General features: G+C 65.8%; 22 protein-coding genes and 1 pseudogene. 13 read left to right on the plus strand and 10 right to left on the minus strand.

All coding sequences use genetic code 11. From position 1 onward, the window contains the following. The first annotated feature begins 79 nt into the window (after positions 1–79). Positions 80–484: a nuclear transport factor 2 family protein gene (locus tag P3102_RS10910; protein WP_276368675.1), complete on the plus strand. Its 405-nt coding sequence runs from the start codon at positions 80–82 to the stop codon at positions 482–484. Here the strand turns inward: P3102_RS10910 and P3102_RS37820 are convergent. The 3 genes from P3102_RS37820 to P3102_RS10925 all read right to left on the minus strand — a co-directional run bounded on the left by P3102_RS37820 (position 424) and on the right by P3102_RS10925 (position 2,751). Then, positions 424–1,704 carry a LysR family transcriptional regulator gene (locus tag P3102_RS37820; RefSeq protein ID WP_346660178.1) on the minus strand — a complete coding sequence of 427 codons (1,281 nt, stop codon included), beginning with the start codon at positions 1,702–1,704 and terminating at the stop codon, positions 424–426. The genes P3102_RS10910 and P3102_RS37820 overlap by 61 nt on opposite strands. A gap of 14 nt (positions 1,705–1,718) precedes the next feature. Next, complete coding sequence (locus P3102_RS10920) at positions 1,719–2,159, minus strand: hypothetical protein (RefSeq protein ID WP_276368678.1); 441 nt, start codon at positions 2,157–2,159, stop codon at positions 1,719–1,721. Positions 2,160–2,391: 232 nt separating this feature from the next. Next, positions 2,392–2,751, minus strand: coding sequence for an MbtH family NRPS accessory protein (locus tag P3102_RS10925; protein WP_276368679.1), 360 nt, complete (start codon positions 2,749–2,751; stop codon positions 2,392–2,394). A 423-nt stretch (positions 2,752–3,174) separates the two neighbouring features. Here P3102_RS10925 and P3102_RS10930 point away from each other — a divergent pair, with 423 nt between their 5' ends. Then, positions 3,175–3,309, plus strand: coding sequence for a hypothetical protein (locus tag P3102_RS10930; protein ID WP_276368681.1), 135 nt, complete (start codon positions 3,175–3,177; stop codon positions 3,307–3,309). A 45-nt stretch (positions 3,310–3,354) separates the two neighbouring features. Next, entirely contained in the window at positions 3,355–3,687 is a 333-nt protein-coding gene (locus P3102_RS10935; RefSeq protein ID WP_276368683.1) for a hypothetical protein, read from the plus strand. Between the two features lie 210 nt (positions 3,688–3,897). Here the strand turns inward: P3102_RS10935 and P3102_RS10940 are convergent, their stop codons facing one another. Beyond that, on the minus strand, positions 3,898–4,845 hold the full coding sequence (locus P3102_RS10940; protein WP_276368684.1) for a DMT family transporter: 948 nt from the start codon (positions 4,843–4,845) through the stop codon (positions 3,898–3,900). Between the two features lie 73 nt (positions 4,846–4,918). On the opposite strand from P3102_RS10940, the gene P3102_RS10945 reads away from it, so the two are divergent. Next, positions 4,919–5,809 carry a LysR family transcriptional regulator gene (locus P3102_RS10945; RefSeq protein WP_276368685.1) on the plus strand — a complete coding sequence of 297 codons (891 nt, stop codon included), beginning with the start codon at positions 4,919–4,921 and terminating at the stop codon, positions 5,807–5,809. Positions 5,810–6,267: 458 nt separating this feature from the next. Continuing rightward, entirely contained in the window at positions 6,268–7,419 is a 1,152-nt protein-coding gene (locus tag P3102_RS10950) for a hypothetical protein (RefSeq protein WP_276368686.1), read from the plus strand. Positions 7,420–7,570: 151 nt separating this feature from the next. Here the strand turns inward: P3102_RS10950 and P3102_RS10955 are convergent, their stop codons facing one another. Both P3102_RS10955 and P3102_RS10960 read right to left on the minus strand, forming a co-directional pair. Next, entirely contained in the window at positions 7,571–8,758 is a 1,188-nt protein-coding gene (locus P3102_RS10955; RefSeq protein WP_346660179.1) for a Fic/DOC family N-terminal domain-containing protein, read from the minus strand. An 812-nt stretch (positions 8,759–9,570) separates the two neighbouring features. Continuing rightward, positions 9,571–9,723 (minus strand): annotated as a pseudogene (locus P3102_RS10960) (ferritin-like domain-containing protein); the annotation flags it as partial. A gap of 220 nt (positions 9,724–9,943) precedes the next feature. Here P3102_RS10960 and P3102_RS10965 point away from each other — a divergent pair. From P3102_RS10965 to P3102_RS10995, 7 genes are all read left to right on the plus strand, one after another. Beyond that, the gene (locus tag P3102_RS10965; RefSeq protein ID WP_276368688.1) at positions 9,944–11,035 is read left to right on the plus strand and encodes a spore photoproduct lyase family protein; all 1,092 of its coding nucleotides are present in this window, start codon (positions 9,944–9,946) and stop codon (positions 11,033–11,035) included. 321 nt (positions 11,036–11,356) lie between these two features. Beyond that, positions 11,357–12,703, plus strand: coding sequence for an extracellular solute-binding protein (locus tag P3102_RS10970; protein ID WP_276368689.1), 1,347 nt, complete (start codon positions 11,357–11,359; stop codon positions 12,701–12,703). Beyond that, positions 12,700–13,647, plus strand: coding sequence for a sugar ABC transporter permease (locus P3102_RS10975; protein WP_276368690.1), 948 nt, complete (start codon positions 12,700–12,702; stop codon positions 13,645–13,647). Before P3102_RS10970 ends, P3102_RS10975 begins: the two co-directional genes overlap by 4 nt. A gap of 90 nt (positions 13,648–13,737) precedes the next feature. Then, positions 13,738–14,535: a carbohydrate ABC transporter permease gene (locus tag P3102_RS10980; protein WP_276368692.1), complete on the plus strand. Its 798-nt coding sequence runs from the start codon at positions 13,738–13,740 to the stop codon at positions 14,533–14,535. Between the two features lie 91 nt (positions 14,536–14,626). Further along, complete coding sequence (locus tag P3102_RS10985) at positions 14,627–14,764, plus strand: hypothetical protein (RefSeq protein WP_276368693.1); 138 nt, start codon at positions 14,627–14,629, stop codon at positions 14,762–14,764. 50 nt (positions 14,765–14,814) lie between these two features. Next, a complete protein-coding gene (locus P3102_RS10990) occupies positions 14,815–15,237 on the plus strand; it encodes a M50 family metallopeptidase (protein ID WP_276368695.1) in 423 nt (140 codons plus the stop codon). 78 nt (positions 15,238–15,315) lie between these two features. After that, entirely contained in the window at positions 15,316–15,483 is a 168-nt protein-coding gene (locus tag P3102_RS10995) for a hypothetical protein (protein ID WP_276368696.1), read from the plus strand. Between the two features lie 384 nt (positions 15,484–15,867). On the opposite strand, the gene P3102_RS11000 is transcribed toward P3102_RS10995, so the two are convergent. Both P3102_RS11000 and P3102_RS11005 read right to left on the minus strand, forming a co-directional pair. After that, positions 15,868–16,389 (minus strand): ricin-type beta-trefoil lectin domain protein, encoded by a 522-nt coding sequence (locus P3102_RS11000; RefSeq protein WP_276368698.1) that lies wholly within the window; start codon positions 16,387–16,389, stop codon positions 15,868–15,870. Between the two features lie 298 nt (positions 16,390–16,687). Beyond that, positions 16,688–17,725 carry a hypothetical protein gene (locus P3102_RS11005; RefSeq protein WP_276368699.1) on the minus strand — a complete coding sequence of 346 codons (1,038 nt, stop codon included), beginning with the start codon at positions 17,723–17,725 and terminating at the stop codon, positions 16,688–16,690. 296 nt (positions 17,726–18,021) lie between these two features. Here P3102_RS11005 and P3102_RS11010 point away from each other — a divergent pair, with 296 nt between their 5' ends. Continuing rightward, positions 18,022–19,422: a helix-turn-helix transcriptional regulator gene (locus tag P3102_RS11010; protein ID WP_276368701.1), complete on the plus strand. Its 1,401-nt coding sequence runs from the start codon at positions 18,022–18,024 to the stop codon at positions 19,420–19,422. Between the two features lie 153 nt (positions 19,423–19,575). Here P3102_RS11010 and P3102_RS11015 read toward each other — a convergent pair whose 3' ends face one another. Together P3102_RS11015 and P3102_RS11020 are read right to left on the minus strand one after the other, a co-directional pair. Further along, on the minus strand, positions 19,576–20,487 hold the full coding sequence (locus P3102_RS11015) for a phosphotriesterase (RefSeq protein ID WP_276368702.1): 912 nt from the start codon (positions 20,485–20,487) through the stop codon (positions 19,576–19,578). Continuing rightward, positions 20,484–20,912 (minus strand): carboxymuconolactone decarboxylase family protein, encoded by a 429-nt coding sequence (locus P3102_RS11020; protein WP_276368704.1) that lies wholly within the window; start codon positions 20,910–20,912, stop codon positions 20,484–20,486. The genes P3102_RS11015 and P3102_RS11020 overlap by 4 nt, the downstream gene beginning before the upstream one ends. Between the last annotated feature and the right edge of the window lie 27 nt (positions 20,913–20,939).

Here is a 20,939-nt window from a genome sequence, read left to right on the forward strand (position 1 = left end):
AAAACCGCGAGTACTGATCGTTTCAGCGAGACCGATTCAAGCCGACCAGCACAACCGGGGCGACGCAATGCACAACGCGATGATGAATCAGGCAATGGCGCAGGAGTTCGCCGACGGGTGGGTGCGCGCCTGGAACGCACACGACCTGGAAGCCGTGCTGTCGCACTTCGCCGAAAACGTGACCTTCCGTTCGCCGGTGGCGGTTCACCTGCTCGAGGGAAGCGCGGGAGTGGTGCGCGGCAAGGCGGCGCTGCGTGCTTACTGGGCCGAAGGACTGGCTCGGATCCCCGACCTCCATTTCGAGGTCGTGGGGCTCTACCTCGGCGTCGACTCGCTCGTGATCAACTACCGGAACCAGAAAGGCGGGCTGGTCAACGAAGTACTGATCTTCGACGGCTCCCTGGTGGTCGAAGGGCACGGCACCTACCTCGGCGCCGATCCCAACCCGAGCGGCACACGTCGACACCCCAGCTCGGCCGCATGATGATCTCGGCGACCAGCGGGCTGGAGAAGCCCGATCCGCAAAGCCGTGTCCAGCAGCGACAGCCTTGGCGATGCCCTCCTGTATCTGCTGGTGCCCAGCCTGCGCATCACGTTACCGATCGGGGTCAGCGCCACATGTCGGCTGGTGCGCGCGAACAGCGCCACCCCGAACCGGCGCTCCGGCCGGTTGATGGTCTGGCTGACTCGCGCGGCGCTGACGCCGAGCCGCTCGGCCGTACGCCCGAAGGGCAGTTCCTCGGCCAGGGCCAGGAACGCCTGGTGCTGGGCTCCGGCAGGGTCGGCGGCGAGCCTGTGCGGTGTCGCGGCCCTGATCGGTGACGAGTTCGCTTGCGGTCTGTACGAAGTGGGCGATGGCTCGCCAAGCGAGAACCGGCGGACCAGGCAGCGACGACCGGGTACGGCCTGGCGTCGGATGCCGGCCGGTAGACGATGTCGTCGCGGGAATCGGTGTTGGCCACGCTGACCGGGATCAACGCGACGGCCCGAGTGCTCAAGCCGCGAGCATCCGCCACCACCCTCATCCACCATCCGTCCCCCCCCGTCCGACGCAGTGCCCCCAATCCCGGTACGCGTTCTACGACACAGGGCGACTGGCTGAAGCGAAGAACACCTGAGCAGAAGTGGTGACCACGTTCGAGGAGGCGGGCGACCCGCACCCCACGGCAACCGTGACTGAATGGCTCGGCACATTGCAGTACGTCGTCGAGCAGTGTCTTCCCGCGCGAGCGGGGGTGTTCCGGCCGGCGCGGGCACGGCGGAGGCGACAGTCGCGTTTCCGTATGAGCGGGGTGATTTCGCTTGCCGGTGAGCTTTCGTTGACGGTCCGACCGCAGCCGGATACACAGTGAGGAATGGGAACGTGTCGAATGGATTGCCGGCACCGCCCCTGGCTGCTCGAAATGCGCTCAAGCTGCCCGACTCGACTTGTTCCCACAGCACCAGCTGACAGACGGCCCGAAGCCCGGAAAGCCCAGGCGGTCGATGCGTAGGGAGTGTGGACCTCATGAGTGATAACAGGCACGTGCCCGCGGCACGGCGACGCCGTTGATGCCCATCCCGGCGGCCAGAACCCGTCTCCGCTCGTTTGCTCGACGTGAGAAAAGTTCTGAGCAATTCAGTCAATTGCGGTGGAGAACGGCAAGGGAGTCTCTGCGCGACAACCGAACGGCGAGACCGGAGGCCTCGCCGTTCGGTTGTCATGTACCTGACCGCGCTCAGTATCGGATCTGCACGCACACCGGGCCGGGAACCCGGCCGGCGTAGGAAGTCTGCGCGCAGAGCTGGGAACCGGGCTGGAACTTCATGTTCAGGTTCCACCGCACGCCGAGTGTGCCGAGGGCGCAGCCGTTGTTGGGCTGGCTGCGCTCGAAGTAATAGCCACCCAGTTCGGTGCCCCAGACCTTCACGTGGACCCCGCAGATGTCCGCGGGGAAGTAAGGTGCGACGGTCGCGTTGAGGTGCCCCTCCACGGACGCGACGTCGAGACCGGAACCCTCGACCACGATACAGTGTTTGTTCCAGGTGCCTGGGCCGTGGGCATCAAGGCAACCACTGGCCGAGGTGATTCCGGCTCCGTTATCGGAGGCGGCGCCGGCCACCGGCGCCCCCAGCACGAGCGACAGCAGTGCGACCGCCAGGAAAATCAATTTTCTCATTGTGTAACCCCCAGTGCGTGAACAGAGTTGTTTGATTCGAACTTGTCGGAACGATCAGTACTCACGGTTGTTCATCGACCCCTCCTCTCGGTCGCGAGGGCTCACCTCGCCACAGGCATCGGTTGGTCAGATGGCCGATTCGGGTGGAGGATTGGAGCGTAGCACGGCGGTGATCTTCTTGCGAGTACTTGCTGAACTGTGTCAGAATCTGTCGATGACCAGTGTTTGACAATTATTTGACATTCCAAGCGTGCTCATGGTGACCGAATCCACGTTGTATCGGCCATGCCTTCGGCGCCGGGCTCACCTGGCTGGTGAGCAGAAGTGCTCCGGGTTCACTGTCCGCCCGCCGGGCGCCGGCGGGTAACTCGGCGCTGTTCTGCCTGACCGGGCGGTCGCGGTGATACTTCGTCGAAGACCAGTCCGCGCTGCTTGGCCGTGATGAACGTGATGGCCTCGGATCGCCAGGTGCGGGCAGGGCCACTCGCCACCCTCGCGGCACGTCCACGTAGGACGGCCAGAGCGAATGCTCGCCGCTCGCGCCTTCCAATACCAGGAAGCGCGCGTCGGGATCGTCAAGGAACAAGTCCATGGGCCCGCCTCGGCCGGGCAGGATGCGCGCTCCTCCTCGGCCGTCGCCGGTGCCTTCCGGGCGGTAGCCTCGGCCCCGCGTTCACCGCTGCTCGTCCGCCTGGTCGGATTGCGAGAGCCGGGTGTGACCTCCGGCTGGGCGGATTCGGTGCCGCCGGTGTCGCGGAAGCCGGCGGTCGGTGTGAGGGTGGGCATCACAACTTCCCTGGATAGGTCGTTCCAGTCGGCGTAGCGAAAGGCCACAGTGGACGGATGTCGGGGAGTTCTGAAGAAGATTCGTAGGTTTTGACGGCCGGCTCGGACTGGGTGACATCTCTGCCACGTATGCTGCCGCCATGTCGGAAGTGTCGATCTTCCCAGTGGAATCCGGAGAAGTGGAGATCTCCGCGCTCGCCTCCAGGCCGAGCTATGGATGCCGTCGCGCTTGTCGAAGCCGACGAACGTCGCCGAGGATCACCGGCAGCCGATTGAGCAGCTGTGGGGCTTCTATGTCGCCGCGGATGGCCTTCCGATTCGCAAGATCGCCGATGTCATCGCGGAGCGGGACGAAGACCGGTAGCGGGGGTCGGCCAACCACGAGACGGTCCGCCGAACCCTGCGCGCGGTGACCTCGCCGCAATGGCTGACCGTTGAGGTGATCTTTCTGGCGTTATGCCGGATCGCTGACGTGGACCCCGACGACTACGGCTACGACCAGCCACCGACGCATCGCGAGGCGCTGCACGAGGCCTACCGGCGGGCTCGCTTCGGGTACACGCGCGAGTTGCCCCGGACGCGGACGGAGAAAGCCGCCAGGAGGCCGAGGCGGAACGACATCGGCGTATGCGCGCAAGCGATCCGTGGGGAGCGGCACCACATCGCGCCGGAATCACCGGCGAACCACCGTTCTGGCTCGAGTGGAATTGTCCGCCAACAAGCTCGAGCCGTCTTCTTGTGAATAAGACACCGCGCAGCGTGACCGCTCGCGGGTGGCGCTGCGCGATGCGGTGAGGACACCGAAGGCAAGGATCCACGCTCTCTCCGCCGCTGGCCGAAGACGGTAGATGAGGTCCAGACATCGCCAAAAGAGGGGATCGACAGCAAAACCAGTCGAAGATCCCGTGCGCGTTTTCGACGTGCTCGGGATTTTCGCAGAGGAATGTTCGGATCAGGTGCGGGCGCGGCGCGCCCAGACGCGGCTGGCCGTGGCGACCGACCCGAGCACCAGCACCATGCCGGCCACTTGGAGCACTGACGGGACTTCGGTGAGCAGCACGAGGCTGAGCAGTACCGTCCCGACGGGCTGGGTCAGCAGCAGCGCCGCGGTGCGGTTCGCGGGCAGGTGCGGGGAACCGGAGTTGACGAGGATCCATGCGAACACCTGTCCGAGCACCGCGAGACCGATCATCGCCACCCACGATGCGGGTGGAATCCTTGCGAGGTGGATACCGCCGCTGAGCGGGGACAGTGCCGCGGACGTCGCCGCAGCGCTTGCGGTCGCGATGGCCAAGGGGGTGACGGTGCGCCCCGGTTCGGCACGACCCTGCCGCAGGGTCAGGTAGAGGTACAAGGCGTACGCGGTACCGGCCACCACGCCGAGTACGGTGCCCTTTGCCGTGTCCGCCGCGGTGGGTCCACTCTCGAGCACGCCGCTGATCAGCACGATGCCACCGAGCATCACCGGGCAGGCGAGGACGAACCGGCGGCCGGGGCGCTCGTGGTCGACGAGCAGGCTCAGCAGCGGGAGCACGACGACCTGAACGTTGATCAGAACCGTGGCAATCCCGGCTCCGACGTCGAAGATGCTGCGGGTCCACAGGACGTAGTCCGCGCCGAGCGCCCCGCCCGCGACGAGCGCCACCACGATCCCGCGGCGCGACAGCCCGCCGAACCGTCGGCATTCCCGCCACGCCAGAGGCGCCAGCACGAGGACCGCGATCGCACAGCGCAGGAACGCGGACGTCGCCGGGTCCACAGCCGCCACCTTCACCAGTACCGCGGACACGGACAGGCAGGCCGCGCCGCCCAGCACGAGCAGTGCCGGGCCGCTGTGCCCGGGGTGCGGCTCGGGCATCATCGGTCCGGAGGAGTTGTTCAGCTGCGTTTCGGTCGGCACCCCAGCAGTTTGGCCGGGTGAACTCGGCCGGGTCCAGGTCGTATTCCTTCCTGGTACTGCTAAGCAGGAGTACGTGAACAACTGGACGTGGGACCGGCTGCGAGTGTTCGATGCCGTGGCCAGGACAGGCTCGGTCGCAGCGGCCGGACGCAGCCTGAACATGACCGGCCCCGGCGTCTCGCAGCACCTGCGCCGGCTCGAGGCGGAGGTGGGGGCCGTGTTGATCGAGCGGGAGGGCCGCGGCGTGCGGTTGACCGACGCGGGGCACGTCCTGGCCGGGCACGCCCGCACGGTCGCGCGCGTGGTCGAGCACGCCGAACGTGAGCTTGCGGCACGCGAGGGGGAGCCTCGTGGGACCGTTCGCGTCGGCGCGATCTCCTCCGCCATCAGAGGTTTCCTGCTTCCGCGCGTGCGCGAATTCCTCGACCGCCACCGCGGAGCGCGGGTGTCGTTACGCGATGGGGAAACCGTCGACCACCTGCGTGCCCTGCACGAAGACAGCCTGGACGTGGTGCTCGCCGAGACGTGGCACGACCTGCCCTCGACGCTGCCGCGCGGCATGGACATCATCCGCCTTCGCGCTGAGCGTGCCAGGCTGGTGCTGCCCGCCGGTCACCGGCTCGCGAACCGTGAAACGGTGCCGTTTTCCGAGCTGGCCGGAGAGACATGGACGTGTTGCCCGCCGGGTTCGGATGCGCATTCCGCGCTGGCCCAGCTGGTCCGCCGGGCGGGAGGTGAGCTGGTGGTCGGGTTCCCCCTCGCCGACCACACCACCCAGCTTGAGGTGGTCGCGAACGGGCTCGCCGTCGCGTGCGTGCCGGAGCTCTCGTTGCCCGCGAAACCGGTTGGGATCCGGATTCTCGACACCGACCCGGCGCCGCTGCGCAGCATCGAGCTGGTCACCCAGCCGGAAGTACTTTCGTTGCATGTCAACGCTTTCATAGCGGTCCTCACCGGCCGCTGACGGCCCGGAAGCCCGGCCGTGGTGGCGTTTGCGCTCTACGATGCGGAACATGGCTTCGAACGTGATCAGCCTCCGTGGCGTGCGTTCGCTACGCTCGCGGCCGAGTCTCGGCGCCAGCTTTCGCGGGAACCGCTGAGCCGGCGTCCAGGGCAGCCGTAGCCGGACGGTGGATATGGGCGCTCTCCCTAGTGTCGGCAGGTGCTGGTTCGTCACCCTGTTGGTTGACAACAAGATCAACTCGTGGAAGAACTGCGCATAGCTTGGTGTGGGTAGCTCGTTCGGGTGAGCCAGATTACCGAAGCTCACCTCGTGAGCGGTCGCACTTGCCGCGGTGGAAGTGGTTAGCTAGTCGTTCGAGGGCGGTTGCTGAGGACCGTGGGCTGGTGACAGGGGAGGGTGCGCTAGGCAAGCAACGGCGTGTCGGCGGGCAAGGACTCGCTGGGGAAGGTTGCTGGCTGGTGAGCGATGGCGTCCGGTCGTCGTCGGGTAGGGATCCTGACGACGACCTTCTGTTGTGCGCTTTCGTCGTGTGCGGGGTGGATCGGCTGCCTCTCGGTGTGCTCGCTGCGGCAAGTGAAACGCACGGTGTGGCGCTGGAAGCACGGCTTGAGCGGCTTGCTGGGCACAGCCTGGTATCGGTGCCGGGGGCGTGGACGGAAGGCGACACGGTCATGGTCGACCTTCGGCGGCCCTCTGTCGATGTTTCATCGGTGGAGGCGAGGTCGCTTGCGGCAAGGATCGGGCGTTACCTCCGAATCGTGGTTCAAGAGGCAGGGGCGCGTCATGCCGCGGCCGTTCCGCCTGATCGGCACGATGACATCCACGAGGATCGGTTGCGGTCAGTGCGCTGGCCGGTCGTCGGTGTGATCCGCTGGCAACTTGAGCACGGAATGGCCGAGAACGCGGTGCACCTGGCGCGCGCCTGGTGGACAGTGGCCGGGACGGTGGCCGATCCAGCGTGGATGAGAGAGTTCGCCGAAGCAGGGGAGCGCGCGGCGATCGAGATCCGCGATCCGGCCGCCTTGATCGGCTTGCTGACGATGGCGGCGGAGTGCGCGGACCGGTCAGGTGACTGGTTGATGGCCGATGCCCGATGGGTCAGGGTGCTCAGCCTCGCCCGGGCTCAGCAGGATCACGATGTCGCCTGTAAGACCTTGGCGACGTTAGGTGACTTCTACCGTCGTTGGGGTCGCCTACATCGGGCCATGGACGTCCTTTCCGACCTCATTGCCACCTGCGATCGTGTTCACGACAACCACGGTGCGCTGAGGGCACTGCGTAGTTTGGCTTCGGTCCTCCTCGACGCGGACCGTGCTACCGCTGCCGTTCCGCCGCTCGTGCGTGCCGTCGCGCTCGCCGCGGCGGACGACGCGATCGAGGAGGGCGTTCACGCTGATCTGCTGATCATGCTGGGCCGCGCGTACTGGATGAGCAACAGGATCCGTGCCGGTAGAGAGGCTTTCAGTAATGCTCTCGCGCTTCTGGTGGACGTCGACGCCGATGGCGCTGACCACGTGCGGTCGCTGCTGGCTACACCGGACGACGGATCGCTACCGGTGAAGGCCCCCGATGTCGTCGAGCAACATGGACGGCGAACACGGCCACCGTGAGTGCCGACACGGCCAGGCCGGTCAGACGTGAGCCCGCTTTGCCGCGGGGATGCACTCGGGCGCGGTGGCGACCGGGCTGTTTGTACTGGTCAAGGATATACGGCATCGGGGGCATCCTTGGTCGGCAAGTCGGGGCGAGGTCGATGCGCGGTCACCCGAACACCGCATCGTCGCTGGTGGGTGGAACGGGGTCGAGACTGCTCAGCAGCTCCAGAACATCGTGGGCGATGTAGGTTTTCTTGTACTTGGCGTTGTCCTTCACCGTGAGCAGTCCGGCGCGCTGGAGTTTCTTCGCGACGTCAGTCGCGCCCTTGATCGAGATGTCGAATCGTTGCGCGATCAGTTGGTGGTTGGTCACGGGCATCCCGATCAGTTCACTGGCCACTCGCCGGGCGTTGCCGGCTCCCGGCACCGCTTTGAGATGTTCCGTTCGTAGCTTCTCCATGCGTTTGATGAGGTTGATCTGCTCGGTGCACAGCTTGTCCACACCCTCGGCGAAGAACACCATGAACTCTTCGAAACTGCCGGTGTCGACAATGGCGCGCAGTTTCTGGTAGTACTCGTCGCGATAACGGTCGAGCCAACGGGACAGCGGCAGGATCTGGTCTCGTAAGACGCCTGCGCGAACCAGTTCCAAGCTGACGTAGAGCCGCGCGACGTAACCATTGCCCCCAGCGAACGGATGGATCAGTTCCAGTTGAGGGTGGCCGATCGCGACCTTGGCGACCAAGGGCAAGTCGTGCTCCGCGCGCACCCACTCCTGCCACTGTTGTGCCGTCGCCTGCAAATGCGGGCCGGGCGGCGTGTGGGCGACGACGGGCGTGCCGTCACGGCCGCTGATCCAGCTCGTCCGTTCACGCCAGAATCCGGATCCTTCGGGAGGCGGCACGGGGCCGAGCTGTCGGCTGATCTCTCCCAGTAACGGCAAATCGATGTCGGCACCGTCGCGGACGGTGCCGAAGGCGCGGCGGCTCGCCTCCAGGTACCGGATGATCGCCTCGACCGCGGGTTCAGGCGCGGGCTTCGCGCCCGGCAGCCTGGCCAGCAGGACATCGGTGAGGGAAACGCAAGCATCCTCTAGTGCCGCGGAACTCTGCGCTTCGCGCAGCATTGTGTGGTCCACGAGGTATGATCGGTCCGGCAAGCGCTCTGCCGCCTCGTCGAGACGTCCTAGTGCCTGCTCAGCTCGAGCCAGTCCCCGATGTGTCCTCGTTGCCAGTACCACGTGGGACGGCAATGGGCGGGGCGCCCAGGCCCCTTCCCGCCGGATGGCTTCCGGAACGTCACCCTCCCCAGCCACGGGCACCCACATACCGCCGGTGGCATCGCGTTCGTTCATACCGCGAAGCCTCCACGAACCCACGCGAAGGCCGCAAATGGTGGATTTGGGCTGTTCAAGATCAACTTCAGGCCAGTGGTGCTCCCGCCGTTCTTCGTCATCCGCGACGGTCTTTAGTGGCAAGCCTCCGCTTCGAGTACGAATAAAGCCAGTTCAGGTGCCCTGTCGCCCCTGTTATCGGGGCTTCCGGGCATCGAACTTGACACTCGTCGCTTTGGCCGGTGTGTGCTCGGGCCCCTACACGACTGCGCGTTATGCGCATCTGGGAAGCCTCTACCGCCGGGAAGCTTCACCTGAAAGGATGCAGCCTTCGTTGGAGGAGTGCGGCAGACGCGAGCGCGGAAGACTGGGGCTGATGCTTTCTGGCAGGTCGGTTTCGGATCGCGTTGTGCAGATCGATGTGGACATGCCCCAGGCGGCATGCCGTGACGACCAGTCGTGCCGATGCGGTGCGTGTCGACGTAGAAAACGTTGGGGCACAGGGAGTGCCGAGTTCAGCATCGGCCCGCGCCAGCTCGGCGCGTCCCTGTCCGGAATGGGCGAGAGTCAACGCGGCCGCTTCGGCGTACTGGTCGATGTAGCCGGTGTTCCACTCGTGTTCGTCGAGCCGGACGGTCCAGAGCGTGAGCTACGCGGAATACCCAACCCGGTGGGGAGGCGAGCCTGCGGTTCGGTTGCGCATGAAGGCCAGGTGGGCCGGAAAGAACCGAGGGGCCCAGTTCGCTGAATGAGAAGCGAGCAGCCGTACAGCTGCCTCGGTGCTGATATGCGACGTCTGCCGCTGGGGCAGGCACGCTGTTCAGCCTTTGGTGCACCGCGCGGCCACCGGTGACGCCACCACGGGTCCCTGTTCCGGTGGTCATCGAGTCGTCCAACCCGCGGCCGGTGACGGCGTGCAGGAAGAACTCGGCTTCGAGATATTCGAGGTTGAGTGCGAAGTCGAGCACGGCTCCGTCGCTGACCCCGGCACCGGCCGCGGCGGCGACAAACCACGTGAAAACCCCGTGTCCGCCATCCGGGGACAACTCCACATCGTGCCTTCTGGCAGATAGAGCGAGTGCTCAAGGCGGGTACCCGCCCCGGGCACGGCCATGTGTCAACGTTGCCGGCGTCGATCGCGAATGTGTCCGAGGTCAACCCGGCTGCTGAGATGCACAGGCGTCCGCGGGGCGTTGTCATGTGGTGATGGCATCCTTACAGCAGGCCCGCACTCGGTTGTGGACTCCGAAGCACGTCCTGATCACTCGTTCGGCCGCCGAACATTCGCACGCCGCCGAAATCGTGGCGCGCTGCGAGGCCGCCGGAGTGACCGATATCGACTTCTTGCGCTCCGACCGCATCACCGGTCTGCGAGGCGACGACGAACGCGCTACCTACGCACGGGCGAAGTCGACCCTCGCGGTGGTGGTCAGCCCGCCGTCGAAACGGAAGCTGCAGCCGATTCCGCCCAGCGCCGACTGGCGATTGGACCTCGCCGAGGGCTGCCCGGCGCACTGCCAGTACTGCTACCTCGCCGGGTCGCTGTCCGGCCCGCCCGTCACCCGCGTGTACGCCGACCTGCACGACATTCTCGCGGGGATGGACGACTATGTCGGCCGCGGCGGCGTCACCTCCAGCACCACCGAGCGTGCTCACGAAGGTACGACGTTCGAGGCCTCGTGCTACACCGACCCGCTCGGCATCGAGCATGTGACCGGCAGCCTGGCGGCGGCGGTCGCGCACGTGGGCACCCATGACTTCGGTGGCCGGGTGCAATTGCGTGCCACAACGAAGTTCGCGGCGGTCGAACCGTTGCTCGTCCTGCCACACGGCGGCAGGACGAGGATTCGCGTCTCGGTCAACGCCGACGGCGTAGCCGCCCGCTTCGAGGGCGGTACCGATCCGGTAGCCGCACGCCTGACCGGTCTTGGCCGGCTGGCTCGAGCGGGCTATCCGGTCGGACTGACGATCGCGCCGATCATGCCCGTGGAGGGCTGGCAGGACGGGTACGGCGCCATGCTGGACGCGGCGGCCGCGGAACTCGACGGTGTGCCCGGACTCGACCTGACCGTCGAATGCATCACGCACCGGTTCACACCGGGCAGTCGCGATGTGCTCACCGCCTGGTATCCGCGCACGAAGCTCGAGATGGACCCGGAGCAGCGCTCACGCAAGTTCGGCAAGTACGGATCGGTCAAATACGTCTACCAGCGAGACGACATGCACAAACTGCGCACGTGGTTCGACACGGCACTGCAGGAGCGACTTCCCCGCGCCCGGGCCCTGTACTGGACATGAGCTGTGATTTAGATCCGTCAGTGCGTACGATCTGCGTCGATACCGAAGCGGTTCGCGAACTGCTGAATCGGAGCACTTAAGTCATGCCGGGCCTGGCGACCACGAATTTCTTGATCAGGAGCCACGAAGAAGGTAACGGCAGGAAAGGGAGAGTGGCGGACCGTCACACCCACCGTCGTTCGCGGACGGTATTTAAGGTGCATCGTCCTTGACGGCTGCTTCATTGGGTCGCTGAGCTGCAGCTTGATCGTGAAGAAAGTTTGCGTGGCAGCGTCGGCGGGTATATGAGGCTGGCTATCGGCGATGGGGCGGAGGTGGCGTATGCCGGGCGGGTACGCACGACTGCGGGCGGGACTACTGGTGATCGCGCTGGCGGTGAGCGGCTGCGGCGGAGTCAGCTCGACGGTCGAAACCGGTGGGACCACACTCGTCACCATGGGATTCGGGGCAGGGGACGAGATCGCCAAAACCCGGATCGAGCTGGCGGACAAGGTGATCGGCCCGGCTACGGTCAAGGTCGGCGGCGGTGCCTTCGACGCCCAGCAGTTCCTGGCCGCGGTGGCCGCAGGGAGCCCCCCGGACATCGTCTACCTCGATCGTCAGCTGCTCGGCACCTATGCGGCGCGGGGCACTTTGGCGCCGCTGGGCGAATGCGTCCGGGACAGCCAGGTGCAGATGGCGGAGTTCCGGGAGGCCGCGGTGGCCGAGGTGACCCTGCGCGGTCAGCTGTACGGGCTGCCGGAGTCCTACAACAACCGCCTGATCCTGGTCAATGACGCGGTGGTGCGCCAAGCCGGTGCCGATCCGGCGGAAGTCGGCACCGCGGACCGGGCGAAACTGGCGGCACTCACCCGGACCCTCACCGGTCGCGACGGAGGCGGAGCGCTCACCCGGATCGGTTTCGACCCGAAGCTCCCCGAGTTCCTTCCGTTGTGGGCCAAGGCCAACGGGGTCACGATGCTCAGCGAAGACGGGCTCAAGGCCAACCTCGACGACCCGCGGCTGATCGAGATACTGGAGTATACGGCCGGTCTGATCGAGGCGCAGGGTGGCTGGGGCAAGCTGAAGGCGTTCCGCGACACCTTCGACTTCTTCGGCGCGAAGAACCCGTTCGCCACCGGTCAGCTCGCCGCCGGACCAATGGACGACTGGTATCTCAACGTGCTGGCCAACCACTCGCCGCAGATCGATCTTTCCGTCCGGCCGTTCACGGATCAGCACGGCACGCCGATCGACTGGGTCACCGGTTCCGCGTGGGCCATTCCGGCGGCGAGCAAGCACAAGAAGGAAGCGTGCGCCTGGATCGCGACGATGACCAAGTCGGATTCCTGGATCGCCGCCGCACGGGCACGGGCCGACGCGCGCAAGGCCGCCGGAAAACCGTTCACCGGTATCTACACCGGAAACCGGGTCGCCGACGAGAAGATCTTCGGCGACTTGGTCGAGCTCGATGACAAACCGGTTTTCGGCAACGCTGTCAAGGCGGTTCTCGACGCGCAGAAAACAGCCTTCTCGATGCCGTCCTCACCCGCCGGTGCGGAATTCAAGGCGGCCTGGCAGGACGCGGTGAACCGGGTGCTTTCCGGTGCCCAGAGCCCCGCGGCCGCGCTGCGCCAGGCACAGACGGAGGCCCAGCGGGCGCTCGACCTCGCAGCGCAGCCCCGGTGAGCGCGGCCCTGCCCACTCGCGGGGCGAAGACGAGGAAGTGGGCGCGGGGCTTCCGGCGGCGGGAAACTCTGGCCGCGTACGCGTTCCTGTCACCGTGGATGATCGGCTTCCTGATCTTCATGCTGATCCCCATGATCGCGAGTTTCGTCCTCTCGCTGACCGACTACGACGCCCTGCGGGCACCGACCGCGGTCGGTCTCGCGAATTATCGCCAGTTGTTGGAGGACCCCGACGTCCGCAAAAGCCTGACCAACACGCTGGTCTACGCGCTCATGTCGGTGCCGTCGACGATGGCCGTCTCACTCGGTCTCGCCGCGTTGCTGGCCAGGACGGGGCGCCGGTCGGCAGGGATCTTCCGTACCCTGTTCTATCTGCCTGAAATCACCCCGAAGGTGGCCGTCGGCGTGCTGTTCCTGTTCCTGTTCAACGGGCAGGCCGGCTTGGTCAACGAGCTGCTCGGGCTGTTCGGCGTGCAGGGACCGCAGTGGAGCACCGACGGTGCGTGGGTCAAACCGGGGCTGGTGCTGATGCATCTGTGGTCGGTCGGCAGCACGGTGGTGATCTACCTCGCCGCGTTGAAGAGTGTGCCGCCGGAGCTGTACGAAGCAGCGGAACTCGACGGGGCGTCACGGTGGCGCCGGTTCCGGCACATCACCGTCCCGATGATCAGTGGTGCGCTGTTCTTCACGCTCATCGTGCAGACCATCGCCGCGTTGCAGACGTTCGATGAGGCGTACACGGCGTTCTACGGCAACGCCTCCTCCGCCGGGTACAGCAGCGATGCCGCCCTCTTCTATCTCATCTACCTGTTCCAGCAGGGTTTCCAGTTCTTGCACATGGGTTACGCCTCGGCCATGGCTTGGCTGCTGTTCGCGATCATCATGGTGATCACCCTGATCCAGGTACGGCTGAGCAAGCGTTTCGTCTACTACGAGGGCCGGTGAAGCGTGGTCGTCGCGAACAATTTGCCGCCGGCCGCCGAGCCGCTTCCCCGATCGGTGCGGAAAGAGCGTCGTCGGCGCCCACTGGTGTGGGTGGCGCTGATAGCCGCGTCGGTGGTGTTCCTGTACCCGTTCGCTTGGTTGTTGAGCGCGTCGGTGAAACCGGGCGAACAGGTTTTCGACAACGCGCTGTTCCCCCAGCAGGTGGTGCTGGGCAACTACGCCGAAATCTGGCGCGCGGCACCGGTGGCGGCCTGGCTGGTCAACAGCGTGGCGGTGAGCCTCGCCGCCGCACTCGCCGCCACGGTGGCCAGCTCGCTGGTCGCATTCGGCTTCGCCTATTTCCGATTTCCCGGGCGCAACGCGCTTTTCGGACTGGTGCTCGCCACGATGATGCTGCCGGGCGCGGTCACCATGATCCCGGTTTACCTGATCTGGAACGAAGCCGGGCTGGCCAGCACCCAGGTTCCGTTGTGGGCGGGCAACCTCTTCGGCAGCGCGTTCTACATCTTCCTGCTGCGGCAGTTCTTCCTCGGGTTGCCGAGGGAACTCTTCGAGGCCGCGCGTATCGACGGTGCGAGCTACTGGACCCTGTTCTGGCGGATCGCGGTACCGCTGTGCAAACCGGCGATGGTGGTGACCTTCGTCTTCGAGCTCAAAGCCAGCTGGTCGGATCTGCTGAAACCGTTGATCTACCTGCGGGACCCGGCGTTGTACACGCTACCGCGCGGACTCAAAGCCCTCTCGGACCAGTTCGGCCAGGCAGGTGAACAGCGGTGGGAGATCGTGCTGGCCGGTAGCGTGCTCACCACGTTGCCGATGATCATCGTGTTCTTCCTCGCCCAACGGCATTTCGTGGACGGCATCTCGACGCAGCGCCGGACCGACTGATTCCGTTCCCCTTATCACGCTTCCAGCGGCCTCGTGGTCCCTGGCCAGCCGCCTGTCCGAAAAGCTTCGCCCCGGCGCGCCGGAGCCCTTCATGGTGTTCGCGCTGTTCGCCGCGACTACGTGGTTTCGCCGGAAGGGAGCAATGCAGCTCGACGGCATCGTCGCGGTACCGGGCCTGGTCGAGCTAGACAGCGGCGTGGCATTGAATCGACGACCACCAGCGGCATGACCGGTGTGCCCGGTTCCCGCGCACCTGGACAGGTGGTTGCGTCGACCGTCATGGGAGAGAGCCATTTCAGCGACGTCATCACCGCGGTCGCTCCCGCGCCGGGTTGGTGGCTGGTCGTGCTGACGGGGCTGTTCGCGGTGCTGGTGACCGCGTTCTCGATCGTGCTTCCGGTGACGGGCAGACGGCACTTGCTGGTCGACCTCAACGTGCTGGGGACGGTGGTCCACGAGGCCGGGCACGCCCTGGTCGCTTGCCTCACCGGCGGTGGTGTCTATCGGTTCCGGATCACCAGCCCCGATACAGGTTCGGTGGACTCCTGGTACTTCACGAGGTTCTCGTCGGTCACCACCTTGGCAGCCGGCTACGCGATGCCGCCGCTGGCCGGGCTGGGTGCCGCGGCCCTGCTGGCCAAGGGCCAGGCCGCCACCGTCCTGACGGCCACCGCGGCGATGTCGATCCTCTGTCGGAGCTGAGGGGCTGCATGACGGCGAGTAACAACAAGAAAACCAACTTGTGCCATGAGGCGATCTACTTTTCGTACGTTTGCGAGCATGGCGCTGACGATGTTTGCGGCCATCTCGTTCACGATTCGCGGAACCGCGTCTCTGTACTGGATGTTTGTGATTGCCGGCGTCGCGTGCAACATCGTGGTCGTGCCCCGCGCGTGGCGGCTCTGGCGCGAGACGCACGAGAGGAATTCTGAAGGCCCGCAGCCTTGACACTCGCTAAATGCCGATAACAGATTATGTCAAGTGAAGTGCTGCGTCTCGCATCAGGTGAAGCACCGACACTGTCTCGCCTCTGTCCTGTCGCATCGGACCTGAGCCACGAAGGGAAGTGCTCGCAGTTGAGCGCGATCGAAGTTGGATTGCAACACCGCCAGCCGGTCCAGCTTCGAGGAGAAAGTCGGCCCGTGTTCGGTTCCCATCGATGATGAGCCACGCAGGTCACGGCGGGTCGAGTGGCTCAAGATGGCTGACAGAGGACAGCCTCGTGCTGACACCCCCGCTCGGCCAGCCGCGTAACGATGGCGTCGAGCAGCGCGATCACCGGTGTCGCCTGTCCCGGCGGACGGGGCGGGCCCGCCCGCCGGGACACTGGGATCAGGCCGGCGCGAAGGTCCAGCGGGAGGAAGAGCTCCCGCACGACCTCGCAGTCACGTATTCTCGTACGCCTCCCCCGGAATGCATACAGCTTCCGGTGAACACCGCGTGCCTGATCCACTTTCTCGTCGTGGAGTCGGTCGTCCAGCGCTGGTACTGCACCACCGGGTCGGTGTTGGCGAAACAGGGCGCCGTGGCGATGGTGTCGCCGTTGTAATCCAAGCATTGACCGGTACCGACGTTCACGAACTTGCCGCCGGCGATGGACCATTTCTGCGAAGCTGCTCCGACGCAGGTGTTGGTGAAGACGGAATTGGCCTCACCTACCAGCTGGTTGGCAGTCAGGCAGCGCCCCGTGTTCGCGTTGTCGATCGTGTAGTTCGCCAGTGCGGTGACCGGCGCTTCCTCTTCTCCGGTATTCACCGACGCGGTTCCGGTTCCGGCCGTGGTCGGCATCGTGCCCGCGGCCGGTGCCGCGATCGCGGTCGGTGCCCCGGCGATGGATCCGGCGATGGCGAACACCGCGACACCTGCCGCAACGAGCCGCCCGAGCTGTGATTCGACCTGCATTTACGTCTCCTTTGACCGATTTCACTTGCACCTCGAGGCTGTCACCTCGAAGGGGCCTGACGGTTTTTGCCGGTGCCTTTGTGTCTAGTTGTTCAGCGTCCCGGTGCTGGACTCTCCGTAGCTGTCGAGAAATCTCATTGTGAGGACGCGGGTGAAGATTGGTTTCTTCCGACCGCCCATCCTTGCTTTCGTTGTGCTGGCGCGACGAACTGTTCCGGCGACAACACACGACCCGTTCGCCCTGTTGTCGTCAGCTTTCGAGGGGGACGACGAAGACGTGGCTCATACCGGCGTTGTGGGTCGTGGTCGACCCGCGTGAGTCGGTCAGGCCTGCCGCGGTGCCCTGCACCCCGCCGTCCATGCCGTCCTGCCACTTCACCAGGACGTAGGCGTTGAACCGCTGTTCGCAGTCGGCCCGGACCGCGAAGTCGGGCAGGTGCAGCGGCACGTAATGGTGGTGGACCGAGTAGGACATCCGGCGGGTCGTCGTGGTGGCGTTGCTGGTCTGGCAGAGTTTGTCGCCGTTCCACTGGTTGACGTAGAGGGTGAAGGTGGCCGTGGAGGACGGGGGCTTGGTGCAGTCCTTGTCCTTCACCGGGTAGCACGTCTTGTACTCGGTGTCGGCGAAGACACTGAGTTTCGTGAAGCCCGGCGCGAGGGTGAAGTACGGCAACGCGGGCTCGCGCGCCACGACCTCGGGGTCCGGCCCGACACGCACGAGGCCACGGGGCGTGGCGCGCTGGGCGGGCAGACCGGCCGTGGTGTTGTTCACGGAGGTGGCCGCGAACTCGAGGAATCCGTCGTACAACTGGAACCGGGCGTCGAGTTTCTCGCGCATCGTGGCGGCACGGACGTACGCGGTGCAGGTGACCTTCGTGGCGACACCGGGGTGCACCAGGAAGCGGGTGGTGAGTTGGACGTCCTCCTTCTCCGGCTCCAGGGACGCGCCCTTCTGCAGGATGTTCTGTCCCGTTACGTAGCTCTGTTCGCCGCCAGGCCAGGTGCACCGCACCTCGTTGTCGAACAACGAGCGGTAGGTGGCCGAGTTCGCGCGCATCACCGATCGGACGTAGGCGGTCTGCGTCGCCGACATCTCCAGGTCCACGCTGCCCAGCGCCTTCACCTCCTGGTCGAACTTCACCGGCTCACCAGGCTTTGTCTCGGGCACCTTCGGCGCGAGTACCTCTTGTGGTTTGAACGTGACATGGGTGGCAGTGCTCGCGGTCGCCGCCGGCGCGAGTACGACCAGCACCACGGTGCCGAGAATGAAGGACAGTATTCGCCTCATCCGCGGTCTCCTTTCACCAGTGAGAATTTAGCGTGACGAACTATTCCGGCGATAACGCATGGACCCCTTCATGGGGATCGAGGTGTGGAGTTTCGGTGGGTACGGATGACCCTGAAGTGAATTTGGTTCATGACCACGAGGGGTGCGGAACAACCATGTCGGGTAACGGGCAGCGGCGGCAAGGGTTGCCGGAACGTGTGCCGTCCCGGCATGCGTGAAACGGTCCTGAGCAGGGATTTCCCGGAGGTCGTGGGACGGTGTCATACTGGCTCGGCACCGGAGACTTGGGAGGGTCGATGGATGTGTCGAGCACGCGCGGCGAGCTTGCGCACCTTCTCGTTGCGCTCAAGGAGCGCAGCGGGCTGAGCTATTCGGATCTTGGCCGAAAGTCACATATCAGCAGTTCCACCCTGCATCGATACTGTTCTGGAGTAACGGTTCCACCCGATTACCGGACGATTGCCGCAATCGCCACCGCATGTGAGGCGACTGACCAAGACCTCGCCGATTTGCTGCGGCGCTGGCATGTGGCAAACGGCCAGGTCGCCGTGGAGACCCCGGTTTGCTCAGTCGAAACTGCGGCCCCGGCCTCCGGCTCTGGCCGGCGGCGCCCACGCTCGCTCGCGGCCGCCGCTGCGGTCCTCGTGGCGATCGTGATCCCGTCGAGCATGGCATTCAACGATGCAGACCCCTCCACCCCCGTGCCCGCCGCCGCGCCCGCCGACGCCGGCATCCGATACGACTTCGCGCCACGTCGCATACTCGCGCCGCGGATGCCCAAGGCAGTGCCTGGCGGATCCGGGAAGCCCGATCATGAGGTAGTGGCGCTGGGCAGCGTCGAGCTCGAGATGTCGACGACCCAGACCGCGTACGTGGTGTCGGTGATGCGCGCGAGCTCGGCGACCTACCGCTCGCTGTTCGAGAACGAGGTGCGGTGCAGGTGGCCCGGCGGTGAGCAGAACTTCGTGACCGGACAGAACATCCTGCAAGAAGGCGCCTCGTCGGAGCGGGAGAAGGAAGAAGTCCAGCTGACCACACGCTTCCTGCTGCATCCCGGTGTGGCCACCACAGTCGCCTGCACCGCCTACGTCCGCGCCGCCGCGCTCAGGGAAGACCTCGACGCGCGGTTCCGGCTGGACAGCGGGCGGATCGAGGTCGCCGACACGTCCGTGGACAACATGACAACAGGCGTGCCTGCCCAGCGTGCGGTGCCGCGTGGTCTCCTGCGCGTGGGCCCGGACCCCAGTGTGATGGTTCGGGAGCCACAGCTGCCGCCCTTCACCTTCGCGCCGGGATTCACCCACCTCAGCGTCGTCGCCGACACCCAATATCAGGCCTGCCATCCGCAGGAGGACAACCACTGCGACACGCCCACCCCGACCGCGTCGACGGCCACCTTCACTCTGTACGTCACCCAGTGGAAGGGCAACGAAGTCTGCCATAAGAACCGGGCTACCGGGGAACTCCGCGAGATGTCCTACGCGGTGCACCATCATCACGTACCACTGCACCTGCCTCACTTCACCATCCGCGCCGACTGTGACCCGCGGTTCAGCGCCTACGTCCTGGTGAAGTGGATAGACGGAATGGGCGGCGGGGTACAGGGCGCCGTGGAAGGCCTGACCGACTCACGCGGATCCACCTCAACGCACAACGCCAGCACGAGCCACATCTTCATGGTCCCCTACAAGGGCTGAACACAGGAGCGTTGCTGTCCCGCGCCGAGATCGGCCGAGGTAGTCGCCGGGATTTGGAGCCCCGTGCGCTGTTTCCTGGCAGTCCGGCCGCGTGGCCCGGTTTGGGGACCGGGGGCTGAGTGGGCAGCGTCTTCGGGCTCGTGATTCACGATGTCATGGGTGCCTGTCGCGCCAGTTCGCCGCGAACGCGCGGGAGGGGTTTTCGATGAAGATCATGGATGTGATGCCGGGGCCGAGTTCGCGCTCGATTCGTGGGCGTAGGCCGCTGAGCAGGAACGGCATCCCCGGTCCGTCCGCGCTGGACCTGGCCGTCGTTGTGGTCGTGTCGCCGCCGAGCAGGATTCGCTGGGCGTGGCCGGCGTCGGCGAGGGTGGCGAGGTTGTCCAGTAGGCGCCAGTCGGTGCTGTGGTGTGCGCGGGATGGGCCGTCGAAGGCGAGAAACGCTCCGGCTTCGGCGGCCTGCCGGTGGACTCGGGTGTCCGGGAATCGGTGCACGTGGCCGAGGATCACCCGGTGTGCCGGGACTCGATGCGTGTCGCACAGCAGGTGCAGCACGTCCAGGGCGGCGGTTCCACCTTCGAGGTGGATGCCGATGGGCGCGTCGGTGGCGTGGTGTGCCTCAGCCGCGGCCGCGATGACGTGTCGGGCGTGGTCGTCGAGGCGGTGATAGGCGCCGGCGACTTTGATCATCCCTGCTCTGGTCTGTGCGCCAGTCAGCTCGTGGATGAACAATTCGGCCAGTTGGTCGTAGACGCGCCGCAGTTCGTCTTGGTCGTAGTGCTTCGCCTGGTGCATTCCGGTGGCCGAGATGATGTGGACACCGGATTGCCGGGACAGCTCGGGCAGGTCATCGTTTCGTGGCCCCATGCCCCAGGGCGTCCATTGCGCCACCGCCCGCCCGCCCAGCGCGGTGAAGGCCTTCAACTCGGCGAGAGCGGCTGCGGCATCGTCCAGTTCCTGACCGGGCATCACGGGGGAGCGGATGAACAGGTGATCGTGGGCATCGCAGACGCCCAACTCCTTGGGCGCGATGTCCCCGAGCACGGTCCGGATCGCCGCAGTCACCGCGTGGGTTCCTGCTCCGCGTCGGCGAGGGCGGCCGCGGCGACGCGCAGCCCTGCCAGTGTCTTGGGCACTCCGATGTAGGGCGCCAGATGCACGAACACCTCGATGACCTCCTGCCGGGTCATGCCGACGCGCAGTGAGGTCCGGACGTGACCGGCCAATTGCGGGTCGACACCGCCGAGTGTGCTCAGGGCCGCCAGGTTGACGAGCTGCCGGTCGCGCAGTGACAGCCCCTCCCGCAGGTAGGTGCCGCCGAAGAGCGTGGTGACGATCCAGTCGGCATAGCCCGGGGCAAGCTGCTCGAGGCCAGGCAGGGCCGCCTCCTGGGTCGCGGTGTCCTGCAACAGATCCAGCAGGCGGTATCCCTCGTCGCGATCCAGCCGTGCTGGTGTCAACTGCTTCGACAGGGGCTGGCTCGTCGTCATGGCGATGTCCTCGTCTACGATCCTTGT

This window comes from Amycolatopsis sp. QT-25 (assembly GCF_029369745.1).
GTDB lineage: Bacteria > Actinomycetota > Actinomycetes > Mycobacteriales > Pseudonocardiaceae > Amycolatopsis.